The organism is Dentiradicibacter hellwigii (genome assembly GCF_041770905.1).
GTDB classification, from domain to species: domain Bacteria; phylum Pseudomonadota; class Gammaproteobacteria; order Burkholderiales; family Rhodocyclaceae; genus Propionivibrio; species Propionivibrio hellwigii.
Window position 1 is genome coordinate 212,100 of record NZ_JBEUWX010000003.1, and the last position, 12,663, is coordinate 224,762.

Sequence of the window (12,663 nt, forward strand, 5' to 3'; positions counted from 1 at the left end):
TTCTCCTAATTCTTGAGCGCTGCGGCCATCGCATCCAGCTTGCCGCGCACGGAGAGGTCGAGAACCTGATCACCGACAGTCACCTTGACGCCGGCAATCAGATTTGGATCGACAGAAACCTGTGCTTCCAGACGAACACCGAAATGCGCCTCGAACTCCCCGGTCAAATTTTTCAATTGCGCATCGTCAAGTGGATAAGCGCTGCTAATAAGCGCAATCTTGACACCCGCATCCGCCATCTTGGCTTGTTCATACGCTGCCCAAATATCGGGAAGCATGCCGAAACGCTCGTTTTCTGCCAGCATGCCAACAAAATTGGCCAGTTCAACATTGCCCGGCTCACCGGAAAGCGAAACAAACAGCTCGGCAAGCTGCGTCGGTGAAAATTTCGGATTATCGATCGCCCGAGCCATCTGTGGGTCCTGGGCAATTTCGGCCAAACGCCGGAGGCGCGCCGACCAGGCATCTAGCGCCCTGGTATCCTTGGCCAGCCGAAATACCGCCTGGGCATAAGGCCGGGCAATAGTGATCGCCTCAACCATCAGAAATCCCGCCTGATCTGGGCAAGCAGATCAGCATGTATGCCAGCGTTGATTTCACGGCGCAGAATCTTCTCAGCGCCCGCCACGGCCAGATCGGCCACTCGCTCGCGCAAGGCCTCGCGGGCACGTAAGGCCTCCTGCTCGATTTCGGCTTTGGCGCCGAGAATAATTTTCTCGGCCTCAATCTGCGCCTGCGCCTTGGCCGCTTCGATGATCCGCTGCGACTGATTTTCCGCCTGCAGCAGTAGTTCGGCCACTTTTTCCTGCCCAGCGCGCACCGTTTCGGCAGAACGTTTTTCAGCAGACTTAAGAGCGTTGCGACTCTGCTCTGCGGCCGCCAGCCCTTCGGCAATTTTCGCCGCCCGCTCGTCAAGCACCTTGGCAATCGGCGGCCAGACGAACTTCATCGTAAACAGCGCGAGAACGATGAAAACCGCGATCTGTGCAAATAAAGTAGAGTTCAGATACACGTCAGGTACCTTTCCATAAGCAAAGTAGACGAAGTCTCCCAAATCGGTGGGAAACCGGGACGAATCCTTTACTTGAGGAAGGTCGAGACAGCGAACCAGGCGGAAACGCCCGTGCCAATGATGAACGCCGCATCGATCAGACCAGCAAGGATGAACACCTTGACTTGCAGATCATTCATCAGCTCGGGTTGACGGGCCGAGGCTTCCAGATACTTCCCGCCCATCAAGCTGATTCCAAAGCAGGCCGCAAGCGCACCCAGACTGATGATCATACCGCAAGCGATAGCGACATATGCATAGACTTGTTCCATGAATTACTCCTCAAGATAGGATTGACGATCAAAAAACTTACTGCCCAAACAAACTCCGATCCGTTAATGGCTTTCGTGCGCCTGCCCAACATAAACCAACGCCATCATCATGAAGATGAATGCCTGCAACACAACGATGAAGATATGGAAAAGCGCCCAGAACGAACCGATGATCACATGCCCCAACCACATCATGATGCCGCCTGACGTAGACATGGCGGGGGCGAACATGCCCATCAGCGCAATCAGCAGAAACAGCAGCTCGCCCGCGTACATATTGCCGAACAACCGCATGCCGTGCGAAATGGTTTTAGCGGCGAACTCAACGCATTGCATAGCAAAATTAGGCAGATAAAACAGAGGGCTGTTACCGAATGGCGCAGTAAATAGTTCATGCACCCAGCCGCCCAGCCCCTTAATTTTGATGTTGTAGAAAAAACAGATCAGCAGAACGCCCGCCGACAAACCAATCGCGCCGCTCAGGTCGGCCGTCGGCACCACGCGCAGATAGGCATGGTCATTCCCAGAGATTTTCTGCCACAGTGTCGGCAACAGATCGACCGGCAGGAAATCCATCGAATTCATCAGGAAAACCCATATAAAAACAGTCAGCGCCAACGGCCCGACAAATCGACGCGACTGTTCATTATGCACAATCATCTTGGTCTGCCCATCAACCATCTCGACCAAGATTTCCAACGCCGCTTGCGCGCGTCCCGGCGCACCTGAACGGGCTTTGCGGGCAATCAGCCACATCACCAGGCAGGCAGCCGCCCCCAGCACAAGTGAGAAGAAAAAGGTATCGTAATTGAAGATACTGAAATCGACGATGGCAGTTTGCGGATGCCCGGCAGAATTGAAATTCCCCAGGTGGTGCAAAACATAATCTCCCGCACTGGGCGGATTGCCAGCAGCTACCTCATGACCTGTCGCCATATCAGGACTTTTTCCAGAAACCCAATAACCCCGCCTGCAAAGCAAGCACCATACCGACCAACAGTGAAGGCCAATGCAGATCGGCGTATTTTTTTATTGCTACAGCCAACAAACCGAGCGTTAGCGCAACCTTGACGAACTCGCCAATAAAGAAACCCGCCGCCCCGCCTGTAGCGAACCTGTGTGCCGTGAACTTCAGATGCAGGGCAAAAAGAAAGTTCGGCAACACGCAGATACCCCCGCCTATTCCCGCCGATACAGCACTCCGCCAGCCAAAGAATACGCCCATGACAATAGCGGTGATGACAACGACGGCAGCTTGCGTCAGGATGAACCTAAACATGGCTTATTCCCAAAAGTTTGCACCCATCGGTCATTCGCCATATCCCCGATACGCTTGCCTAGGACGACAGGATGATCGCCCGCTGTTTGTAACAGGCGGCTTTATAACATAGCCTAAAAAAACAAACTACTGCGGTTTTCCGATACCCACATTCGCGGTTTGGCAAATTCCACAAAAATGGCGGCGCTGTTTCACACTACGCCAAACCGTACCCCTCACGCCGCAAGCATTCGGGGTTAAGGCGGATTACCGGGGGAAAGCCCTGCCCATCATTTCAGTTTCTGAAGAATACCTTCCAGTTGATCCAGATTGCCAAAGCCAATCTGTATACGGCCGGCGCCCTTTTTGTTGGTGCGAATTTCCACCGGTGCGCCCAGCAGATCAGCCAGCTCCTCCTGCAAGCGCAACAGATCACGGTCCGGCCGCGCGTCAGTCGGCACTTTGGGCGGTTTCAGCGTTTGCTGCGCCAGCCGCTCCGCTTCACGCACGGACAAAGCTTTCTGCACAATGCGCTGCGCCAACTGTATCTGTACGTCAGCGGGCAATGGCAACAGCGCACGCGCATGCCCCATGTCGAGCCGCCCCGCCATCAGCAGCGCCTGTACGGGTTTGGCGAGCTGCAATAAGCGCAGCAGGTTCGACGCCGCCGGGCGCGAACGGCCAACAGCATCGGCCGCTTGCTGGTGTGTCATGGAAAATTCATCGACCAGACGCTGCAAACCCTGCGCTTCCTCAAGCGGGTTGAGATTCTCGCGTTGAATGTTCTCGATCAGCGCCATTGCCAGCGCCGACTCATCCGGAATTTCACGGATCAGCGTCGGGACCTCAGTCAGGCCGGCAAGCTGCGCCGCCCGCCAGCGCCGTTCGCCGGCAACAATTTCGTAACGATCGCCGGTGTCACCGAGCGGCCGCACGAGAATCGGCTGCATCAACCCCTGGGCGCGGATCGAGGCCGCCAGCTCCTCGAGCGAGGCTGCGTCCATATGCGTGCGCGGCTGATATTTCCCTGCCTGCAAACAGGCAACCGGCAGGGCGCGCTGTTGCTCCTGCCCGACGCCGCGATCCCCCGCCAGCAAAGCATCCAGGCCGCGGCCGAGTCCTTTTTCCCTCTTTTTCATACCAATCTTCCTTTCGCCGGTTGTCCAGACGCCCCCGCCAATTCTGTCGTGGCGCCCATCGCCGCCTGACGATCCAGCAGCTCCTGCGCCAGCGCCGAGTATGCCTGCGCCCCTTTCGACAGACGATCGAATGCGATCACCGGCTTGCCATAGGACGGCGCTTCCGCCAGCCGTACATTGCGCGGGATGATCGTGCGATACACCTTGTCGCCGAAATGCTCGACCAGTTCGCCTGATACCTGCTGCGTCAGCGTCGAGCGCGGATCGAACATGGTGCGCAGCAGCCCTTCGATCTCCAGCCGTGCATTGAGATGCACGCGCACTTTTTTCAGCGTCGCCACAAGGTCGGTCAAGCCTTCCAGCGCATAATATTCGCACTGCATCGGAATCATGACCGCATCGGCAGCGGTCAATCCATTCACGGTCAGCATATTCAGCGCTGGCGGGCAATCCATCAGGATGAAATCATAATCGCCCAACGCCGGCGCCAGGGCGTCACGCAGCCGGTACTCGCGGCCCGCCATATCGATCAGGTCAACTTCCGCGCCGGCCAGCTCACGGTTGGCGGGCAGAATATCAAAGCCAAAATCGGTCTTCAGGCGCGCCTGCGCCAACGTCGAACGGCCGATCAGCAGTTGATACACCGTCGGCAACGCCTCACGCTTGATGATACCGCAGCCCGTCGTGCCGTTGCCTTGCGGGTCAAGGTCGATCATCAGCACGCGCTGACCCAACGCTGCCAGACACGCCGAAAGATTCACCGCCGTCGTCGTCTTGCCGACACCGCCTTTCTGGTTGGTTACTGCCAGTATTCTTGCCAATTCATTTCTCCGAATCCGCCTGCGGCGGTTCATCCAAGGTTTTGCGCAGGACGAGCAGATGCCGCTCACCCTCGACGCCCGGCACCGTCAGCCGATGCACGGCATCGACGCCCACGCCCGCCGGCAGGCGAGCGATTTCCGCCTGCGGACAAGCGCCTTTCATCGCCAGCCAGGCTCCACCCGGCGCCAGCAGAGGCGCCGATAGCGCGACAAAATCGGCCAGGCTGGCAAAAGCGCGCGAAACGATTACAGCGAAGCCGTGCTGTGGATGATACTGTTCAACCCGCCCGGCGTGAACCGCCACATTGGGCAACCCCAGTTCAATCACCGCCTGCCGGAGAAAGGCCGCTTTTTTGCCATTGCTGTCGAGCAGCATAACGGATCGCGCCGGGCAGGCAATCGCCAGCGGGATTCCCGGCATGCCGCCGCCACTGCCCACATCGAGCAAGCATCCGTCCGCCGGGAGCGGTAGAAAAGGCAGAATAGCCAGCGAATCGAGCAAATGATGGCTGACTGCCTTGTCCGCCGCACGCAGCGCGGTCAGGCTGTACGTGCGGTTCCACTTGTCGAGCAGCGCCAGATATGCCAGCAGCTTCTCCTGCGCGCAGGCGGGCACGTCGATCGTCAATGCACGCAGCCCTTCGGCAAGCGATGCCGCCGGCGTCATGACCGCGCACACGCGGCGTCAGATGCCGCGATGGACGCCAGACGTTTGAGATGTACCAACAAAATAGAAATTGCCGCCGGCGTGATGCCCTGCATACGCGAGGCCTGGCCGATGGTCTGCGGCCGCCGCCGGATCAGGATCTGGCGCACTTCGGCAGACAGCCCACCAACGGTCTCGTAATCGAGATCCTCGGGCAGGGGCATTGTTTCCTGATCGAGGCTGCGCGCCACTTCCTCGGCCTGCCGGTTGATATACCCCTGATATCTGGCCTGAATCTCGATCTGCTCGATCACCTGCGGATCGTCCGTGACCGCTTCCGCGCCGATGCCAAGCGACATCAGCCCGGCATGATTGACGCCCGGGCGGCGCAATAGGTCATAGAGCGTATATTCACGCTCAATCGGCTGCCCCAGCAGACGCTCGACGCGCGTCTGATCAACCTTGGCCGGGTGCGCCCAGGTCGCGCGCAGGCGCGCCAGCTCGCGCGCGATGGCCTCCTGCTTGACGCAAAAGGCAGCCCAGCGGACATCTCCGACCAGCCCAAGCCGCCGCCCCTGCTCGGTCAAACGCAGGTCGGCGTTATCCTCGCGCAGAGACAGCCGGTATTCGGCACGGCTGGTAAACATACGGTACGGTTCGGAAACGCCGCGCGTAACGAGATCATCGACGAGCACGCCGAGATACGCCTCATCACGACGCGGCGACCAGCCGTCTTTTCCCTGCGCCCGCAGGGCCGCATTCGCCCCCGCCAGCAAGCCCTGCGCCGCTGCCTCCTCGTAGCCCGTCGTGCCGTTGATCTGGCCGGCAAAAAACAAGTTGTTGATGGCTCGGGTTTCCAGCGAGGTCTTCAGGCCGGTTGGGTCGAAATAATCGTACTCGATGGCATAACCGGGGCGCAGGATATGGCAGTTCTCCAGCCCTTTCATCGAGCGCACCAGCGCCAGCTGTATGTCAAACGGCAGGCTCGTTGAAATTCCGTTTGGATAGACTTCGCACGTCGTCAGCCCTTCCGGCTCAAGAAAGACATTATGGCTTTCCTTGGCCGCAAACCGATGGATTTTGTCTTCGATCGACGGGCAGTAACGCGGCCCGACGCCTTCAATGACGCCAGTGTACATCGGCGATCGGTCGAGACCGCTGCGAATGATCTCGTGCGTGCGTGCATTGGTATTCGTCACCCAGCAGGGCATTTGGCGCGGGTGCTGCTCCGCCCGGCCGAGGAAGGAAAACACGGGCAGCGGCTCGTCCGAGTGCTGCTCGGCCAGCGCTGAAAAGTCGATGGTCTTTGCGTCCAGGCGCGGCGGCGTGCCGGTCTTCAGCCGCCCGACGGGCAGCTGCAACTCGCGCAACCGCGCCGCCAGCGCATTGGCCGGCGGATCGCCCATACGCCCGCCCGGCGAATGCGACAGGCCGACGTGGATCTTGCCATTGAGGAAAGTGCCGGCCGTCAGCACCACGGCGCGCGCGGCAAAGCGAATGCCATCCTGCGTCACCACGCCGGTGACGCATCCGCTTTCGACGATCAGGTCATCACATGCCTGCGCAAACAGGGTGAGATTTAGCTGGCTTTCCAGCCGCGTGCGGATCGCCTGCCGGTACAGGATGCGATCGGCCTGCGCACGCGTGGCGCGCACCGCTGGCCCTTTCGAGGCATTGAGAATGCGAAACTGGATGCCCGCCTCATCCGTTGCGGCGGCCATAGCGCCGTCGAGTGCGTCGACCTCCTTGACAAGATGCCCCTTGCCGATGCCGCCAATCGCCGGATTACAGCTCATCGCGCCAAGCGTATCGAGATTGTGCGTCAGCAGCAGCGTTTTCACTCCCATGCGCGCACTGGCAAGCGCCGCCTCGGCGCCGGCATGGCCGCCGCCGACCACGATCACGTCGAAACGGTCAGAAAATTGCATAAAAAGTCAGAAAGCGAAGAGAAACCAGGACCTTGGCAAGGAGTCGAATTTTACGCCACTTCGCCGGTAATCCGCGGCACCCCGCCCGCGCGTGTAGTCAGCGCATCGCCAAAGGGATGCCCTGAAGCCCGCGTATTTCGGGCATCTCAGAGGAGGCGCCCGGAAACCCTTATAAACAGGGCGTTTCAGAAGTGGCCCCCGGAGATCCTTTATCCATGCGGGTTTGCGAGGAGTTGCCCGGAGATGCCCAGAGATGCCCTATCCACGCGGGTTTGCGGGCACCCCTTTTTAATCCCTCCTGGCTGTGCCGTCGCCGAATTTTGTAACCACCGCATCGCTGCATTGCTCTTTGGGGTGCCAGCCGTCGCGTTTCATTCTGTCCAGGTTCTGGCACGCGCGCGGCGATCCACCCTCACAGAGCGCGTCGTAGATGACCAGGCTGCGGCATTCGCCGCTGGCGAAGGATTCGAGCGCGGCGGCATTGCGCAGGCAGGCGGCTTCTTTCAGCGCCCCGTTTGCCAACGCACAGGCATTGTCGAAATAGCCTTGCGCTTTGAGGCGGTTGCGCATGACGCCCTGCTTGCCGAATTGGTAGCGCATCGCCATTTCGTAGCAGGCGGCAGCGTCCTTCTGCGCGCATTTTTTGACGAGGGCGGCGCTACGCGCCTTAGAACGTGTTCATAGTCTTCGTAGCAGGATTCCCAAGAAAGCCAAAACTACCATTTGCAGACTGGTACTCAACTTACGCTCGCAGTTTTTCCAAAGCCGTCTGTTCTTTTCCAACCAGGAAAAACTGCGCTCTACTACCCATCGCTTTGGCAATACCGCAAAACGCTGCAATTCGTTTCGTTTGGCAATCTCTACTTCCGCACCAATCAACTCCTGTACCGACGAAGCAAATGCCTGACCCGTGTAACCTCCGTCGGCAAGGACTTTTTGTACCGCACCAAGATTATCTCTGTCACGTTCCAATGCCACCAGGCCGCCTTTTCTATCCGTAACATCCGCCGTCGTTACCGCAAGGGCATGCGGCAAACCTTGCGTGTCAACCGCTATATGTCGCTTGATACCGCTAACCTTCTTGCCCGCATCGTAGCCTTTTTCCATGGCGGTATCCGTGTTCTTCACGCTCTGCGCATCAATAATCAGGAAAGTGGTTGCTTCATGGCGCCCCTGCTTGCGACGTGCTGCGGCCACCTGATTTTTTTTAACGCTTCCTCAAAGAGACTGATGCCACTTTCCCGGGGCTCACTCCATCTTTGGAAGTAGGAATGAACGGTGCGCCATTTGGGAAAATCGCCCGGTAAGGCACGCCAGGCACAGCCGTTGCGTAGAAGATAGAGAATGGCACAAAAGACATCGTACAAGTCCACTTTGCGCGGTGCTGTGCGTCTGCGAGCACTTTCCAAAAGAGGAAGAAGAGTAGCAAATTGTGTGCGACTTATATCGCTTGGGTAGGCTTTTCTGTTCATAACGATACTTTACAGCAGAGACTATGAACACGTTCTTAGACATACCCCTAAGGCCCGCGTATTTAGGGCGTTTTCGGGCATATGCCGCTGCAGCCCGTGTATTTACGGCGTTTGCAGGCAGGCACCTCTGAAGCCCGCGTCAACACTGGGCTGGCGGGTAGGCATCGCTACGTTTCCCTATTCATGCGGGTTTCAGGCGCCCTTTGCTGGAATACCCGAAACACGCGGACTGCCGACCTGCCGGTTTAGCGCCGCCGACGCTTACCGTCGTCGGGAACTGTCGCCAAGGATTGCGGCGCGCCAACGCCTGACATGACCACTGCCTTTTAAATATACAGCCAAGGCCCGCCGGTTTAGCGCCGCTTTGAGCCGCCGAGGATTGAGCCGAGGACGCCGCGGATGATTTCGCGGCCGACCTGCGAGCCGATGGCGCGCGCGGCGCTCTTGGCCAGGGATTCGGCGATGCCTTCGCGGTGGCCGCCGCGCGGCCCGGTTTTGCTGCCGAAGATGTCGCCCAGGCTGCCGAGCAGGCCGCCGCCGTCGCCCGCCTGCCCGGTCGTTTGCCCGCCCGCATTCTGCGCCGGCGTGGCGACTTGCTTTTGACCGTAGCCGCCCGATGCGGCGCCCGCCGTCGGTTGCCCGGCCTGCGGCGCTGCCTGGGCGGCGTTTTTGAGCTTTTCAAAGGCCGATTCGCGGTCTACCGTTTTTTCGTACACGCCATAGACCAGTGAGGCCTGGATGACCGCTTGCCGTTCCGCAGCTGTCAAGGGGCCAATGCGCGAGGCCGGCGGCAGGATGAAGGCGCGCTCGACGATGTGCGGCCGCCCTTTTTCGTCCAGGAAGGAGATGAGTGCTTCGCCCACGCCCAGTTCGGTGATCACTGCGGCCGCGTCGAAGGCTGGGTTTGGCCGCAGCGTCTGCGCTGCCGTAGCGACGGCTTTCTGGTCGCGCGGGGTGAAGGCGCGCAGTGCGTGCTGTACGCGGTTGCCGAGCTGGCCGAGTACCTTGTCGGGGATGTCGAGCGGGTTTTGTGTCACGAAGTAGATGCCGACGCCTTTCGAGCGCACCAGGCGCACGACTTGTTCGATTTTCTCCAGCAGCGCGGGCGGCGCGTCGTTGAAGAGGAGGTGGGCTTCGTCAAAGAAGAAGACCATCCGCGGTTTTTCCGGGTCGCCAACTTCCGGCAGGCTTTCAAACAGTTCGGAGAGCAGCCAAAGCAGGAAGGTCGAGTACACCGCAGGCGAGGCCATCAGTTTGTCTGCGGCGAGGATGTTGATGACGCCTTTGCCGTTTTGTGCGCCGTCGGTCTGCATCAGATCGGCAATATCGAGCATCGGTTCGCCGAAGAAGCGCTCGCCGCCCTGCTGTTCCAGCGCCAGCAGGCCGCGCTGGATGGCGCCGATGGAGGCGGCCGAGACGTTGCCGTATTCGGTGGTGTACTCTTTGGCGCAATCGCCGACGTGCTGCACCATCGCCCGCAAATCCTTGAGGTCGAGCAGGAGCAGCCCCTGGTCGTCGGCGATTTTGAAGACGAGTTGCAGAACCCCCGACTGGATGTCGTTGAGCTTGAGCAGGCGGGAGAAAAGAACTGGCCCCATGTCGGAAACCGTCGCCCGCACCGGGTGCCCCTGCTCGCCGGTGACGTCCCAGAAGGTGACAGGAAACCGTTCCGGCGCCCAGTCGTTGATGCCCAGGGATTGCAGGCGCTGCTTGAGCTTGTCGCTGTCTGCGCCCGGCGCGGCCAGGCCGGACAGGTCACCTTTGACGTCGGCCATGAACACCGGCACGCCGATGGAGGAAAAGCGCTCGGCCAAGACCTGCAAGGTCACGGTTTTGCCCGTGCCTGTCGCGCCGGTAATCAGGCCGTGGCGATTGGCTAACGCCGGCAGCAGGGCAAGATCGGTTTGCCCGTGGCGGGCGACAACAAGCGGTTCAGCCATAACAAACTCCAGTCGAAAATAATCAATCAGCAATGCCCGGAAATCCGCCAAAGCAGGCGAGCAATCAATGCAAATACGGGAATGATAAAATAGCTGCCCTGATTATCAAGCATTTATCAACCCTCAATCAACCAATGCATCGCGCCGGTAGGCAAGCCCCATCGCGCGCAACTGTACGTCGGAGAATACAGCATGGCCGGACATTCCAAATGGGCCAACATCCAGCACCGCAAGGGACGCCAGGATGAAAAACGCGGCGCCGCCTTTTCCAAGGTCGCCAAAGAGATTACCGTCGCCGCCAAGATGGGCGGCGGCGACCCCGGATTCAACCCGCGCCTGCGGCTGGCCGTCGACAAGGCCAAGGCCTGCAACATGCCGAAGGACAAGATCGAAAACGCGATCAAAAAAGGCACAGGCGAGCTGGAAGGCGTCGAGTATGTGGAAATTCGCTACGAAGGTTACGGCATCGGCGGCGCGGCAATTATGGTCGACTGTCTGACGGATAACAGGACGCGCACCGTGGCCGATGTGCGCCACGCCTTTACCAAGCACGGCGGCAACATGGGCACGGACGGCTGTGTGGCCTTCCAGTTCAAGCATTGTGGCCAATTGCTGTTTGCGCCCGGCGTCGATGAATCGAAGCTGATGGACGCTGCGATCGAAGCCGGCGCGGATGATGTGATCACCAACGATGACGGCTCCATCGAAATCATCACGCTGCCAAACGATTACATAGCGGTTAAGGATGCACTGGAGGCAGCCGGGTTTACGGCGGAATTCGGCCAGGTCACGATGAAGGCGGAAAACGAAACTGAACTGAGCGGCGAAGAGGCCGTCAAAATGCAAAAGCTGCTCGATGCGCTGGAAAGCCTGGACGACGTGCAGGAGGTCTACACCAGCGTGGTCATCGACGACTGAAAGCGAACTTGATTCTGCACGAGACTTTCCCTCTTCCCCTGTGCGTTGCGCGCTTCGCACATTCAACCTGACGGCGCTTCAACGCTGAATCACCCGCAATCGCCGTTATTTCTGGAGGTTATCTCATGGGTATCATCTGGACGATCATTCTCGGTTTCATCATCGGTCTTATCGCCAAGCTGCTGCATCCAGGCAAGGAAAACATGGGGTTCATCATGACCGTGCTGCTCGGCATCGGCGGTGCGTTTACCGCCGGCGTCGTCGGCCAGGCACTTGGCTGGTATCAGGCCGGCGAGGGCGCGGGGTTCATTGCCTCGGTTATTGCCGCCATCGTCCTGCTGGTGATTTACGGCAAGATCCGCCAAAAATAAAATGGGATCGCCGGCGGCACTGGAATGATTCCTCCCGCAATATCTGGTGATCATTTCTTTTCCGTACTTTTCCGTACAATGCTCATTCCCCCGCAGGGCGTCCGTTCCCCCGTTGATAGGCGGCTTTTTCCTCATCCGCATTTCCCGACATGGATATCCTTCAATCCTTAGCGCTCGCTGGCGGCATGGCCTGGGCCAGCGGCATGCGCTTATATGCCGTAGTTTTTCTGGCGGGTTTGTTGGGGCGGCTTGGCTATCTGCAACTGCCCGCGACGCTCAGCGTGCTCGAAAATCCGTGGATCATCGGCCTTTCCGGCGTTTTGCTGTGCATCGAATTTCTCGCCGACAAGGTGCCTGCCGTCGATTCGTTCTGGGATGCTCTCCAGGGCTTTATCCGCATCCCGGCCGGGGCGCTGCTGGCCGCACTGGCCATGGGCGAACACGACCCAGCGCTGATGGTCGCCGCTGGGCTGCTCGGCGGCACGCTGACGGCCGGCACCTTTGCCGCCAAGGCCGGCGGCCGTGCGCTGATCAATACGTCACCCGAACCGTTTTCCAACGTCACGGCTTCGCTCGGCGAAGATGTCCTGACGGCCTCGGGATTATGGATCGCTGTGGCACACCCGATTCTTTTCCTGATTCTGCTCGGCCTTTTTATCCTTCTTCTGCTTTGGCTGCTGCCCAAAATCTGGCGGGGCATCCGCGCGTTTTTCGCAATTTTCCGGAAGAAGCCGAGCACGACGGCGTAAGCGTGCGAACGGAGCAGGCGACACACCCACACACCACCCTGTCAAGGCAGACGGCACGGTGCCGGCAAACCCTGCACATAGCGGCATATAGCGGCATC

15 protein-coding genes are annotated in these 12,663 nt (G+C 59.3%); 3 read left to right on the forward strand and 12 right to left on the reverse strand.

Going from position 1 to position 12,663, the window contains the following annotated elements; genetic code table 11:
* Positions 1 to 5 precede the first annotated feature (5 nt).
* The 12 genes from ABCS64_RS11850 to ABCS64_RS11905 all read right to left on the reverse strand — a co-directional run bounded on the left by ABCS64_RS11850 (position 6) and on the right by ABCS64_RS11905 (position 10,527).
* Entirely contained in the window at positions 6 to 542 is a 537-nt protein-coding gene (locus tag ABCS64_RS11850; RefSeq protein WP_418892100.1) for a F0F1 ATP synthase subunit delta, read from the reverse strand.
* The gene (locus ABCS64_RS11855; RefSeq protein ID WP_418892101.1) at positions 542 to 1,012 is read right to left on the reverse strand and encodes a F0F1 ATP synthase subunit B; all 471 of its coding nucleotides are present in this window, start codon (positions 1,010 to 1,012) and stop codon (positions 542 to 544) included. Before ABCS64_RS11855 ends, ABCS64_RS11850 begins: the two co-directional genes overlap by 1 nt.
* A 68-nt stretch (positions 1,013 to 1,080) precedes the next feature.
* Positions 1,081 to 1,323 carry a F0F1 ATP synthase subunit C gene (atpE, locus tag ABCS64_RS11860; RefSeq protein WP_418892102.1) on the reverse strand — a complete coding sequence of 81 codons (243 nt, stop codon included), beginning with the start codon at positions 1,321 to 1,323 and terminating at the stop codon, positions 1,081 to 1,083.
* A gap of 63 nt (positions 1,324 to 1,386) precedes the next feature.
* Positions 1,387 to 2,259 (reverse strand): F0F1 ATP synthase subunit A, encoded by an 873-nt coding sequence (gene atpB, locus ABCS64_RS11865; protein WP_418892103.1) that lies wholly within the window; start codon positions 2,257 to 2,259, stop codon positions 1,387 to 1,389.
* 1 nt (position 2,260) lies between these two features.
* Complete coding sequence (locus tag ABCS64_RS11870; protein ID WP_418892104.1) at positions 2,261 to 2,602, reverse strand: ATP synthase subunit I; 342 nt, start codon at positions 2,600 to 2,602, stop codon at positions 2,261 to 2,263.
* A 269-nt stretch (positions 2,603 to 2,871) separates the two neighbouring features.
* Entirely contained in the window at positions 2,872 to 3,720 is an 849-nt protein-coding gene (locus ABCS64_RS11875) for a ParB/RepB/Spo0J family partition protein (RefSeq protein WP_418892105.1), read from the reverse strand.
* Positions 3,717 to 4,541 carry a ParA family protein gene (locus ABCS64_RS11880; RefSeq protein WP_418892106.1) on the reverse strand — a complete coding sequence of 275 codons (825 nt, stop codon included), beginning with the start codon at positions 4,539 to 4,541 and terminating at the stop codon, positions 3,717 to 3,719. The genes ABCS64_RS11875 and ABCS64_RS11880 overlap by 4 nt, the downstream gene beginning before the upstream one ends.
* A 1-nt stretch (position 4,542) precedes the next feature.
* A complete protein-coding gene (rsmG, locus tag ABCS64_RS11885) occupies positions 4,543 to 5,208 on the reverse strand; it encodes a 16S rRNA (guanine(527)-N(7))-methyltransferase RsmG (protein WP_418892107.1) in 666 nt (221 codons plus the stop codon).
* Positions 5,205 to 7,115: a tRNA uridine-5-carboxymethylaminomethyl(34) synthesis enzyme MnmG gene (mnmG, locus tag ABCS64_RS11890; RefSeq protein ID WP_418892108.1), complete on the reverse strand. Its 1,911-nt coding sequence runs from the start codon at positions 7,113 to 7,115 to the stop codon at positions 5,205 to 5,207. Before mnmG ends, rsmG begins: the two co-directional genes overlap by 4 nt.
* A gap of 288 nt (positions 7,116 to 7,403) precedes the next feature.
* Entirely contained in the window at positions 7,404 to 7,715 is a 312-nt protein-coding gene (locus tag ABCS64_RS11895; RefSeq protein ID WP_418892109.1) for a hypothetical protein, read from the reverse strand.
* A 78-nt stretch (positions 7,716 to 7,793) separates the two neighbouring features.
* Positions 7,794 to 8,587 (reverse strand): IS5 family transposase gene (locus ABCS64_RS11900; RefSeq protein ID WP_418891373.1). Its coding sequence is split into 2 segments (ribosomal slippage): positions 7,794 to 8,311 and positions 8,311 to 8,587, totalling 795 coding nucleotides; the frame shifts between segments, so codons are not numbered across the junction.
* 353 nt (positions 8,588 to 8,940) lie between these two features.
* Entirely contained in the window at positions 8,941 to 10,527 is a 1,587-nt protein-coding gene (locus tag ABCS64_RS11905) for a helicase HerA-like domain-containing protein (protein WP_418892110.1), read from the reverse strand.
* A 192-nt stretch (positions 10,528 to 10,719) separates the two neighbouring features.
* Here ABCS64_RS11905 and ABCS64_RS11910 point away from each other — a divergent pair, with 192 nt between their 5' ends.
* The 3 genes from ABCS64_RS11910 (at position 10,720) to ABCS64_RS11920 (ending at position 12,565) form a co-directional block, all read left to right on the forward strand.
* Positions 10,720 to 11,445: a YebC/PmpR family DNA-binding transcriptional regulator gene (locus ABCS64_RS11910; protein ID WP_418892111.1), complete on the forward strand. Its 726-nt coding sequence runs from the start codon at positions 10,720 to 10,722 to the stop codon at positions 11,443 to 11,445.
* A gap of 125 nt (positions 11,446 to 11,570) precedes the next feature.
* Positions 11,571 to 11,816, forward strand: coding sequence for a GlsB/YeaQ/YmgE family stress response membrane protein (locus ABCS64_RS11915; RefSeq protein WP_418892112.1), 246 nt, complete (start codon positions 11,571 to 11,573; stop codon positions 11,814 to 11,816).
* Positions 11,817 to 11,965: 149 nt separating this feature from the next.
* Complete coding sequence (locus ABCS64_RS11920; RefSeq protein ID WP_418892113.1) at positions 11,966 to 12,565, forward strand: DUF4126 domain-containing protein; 600 nt, start codon at positions 11,966 to 11,968, stop codon at positions 12,563 to 12,565.
* Positions 12,566 to 12,663: the final 98 nt, after the last annotated feature.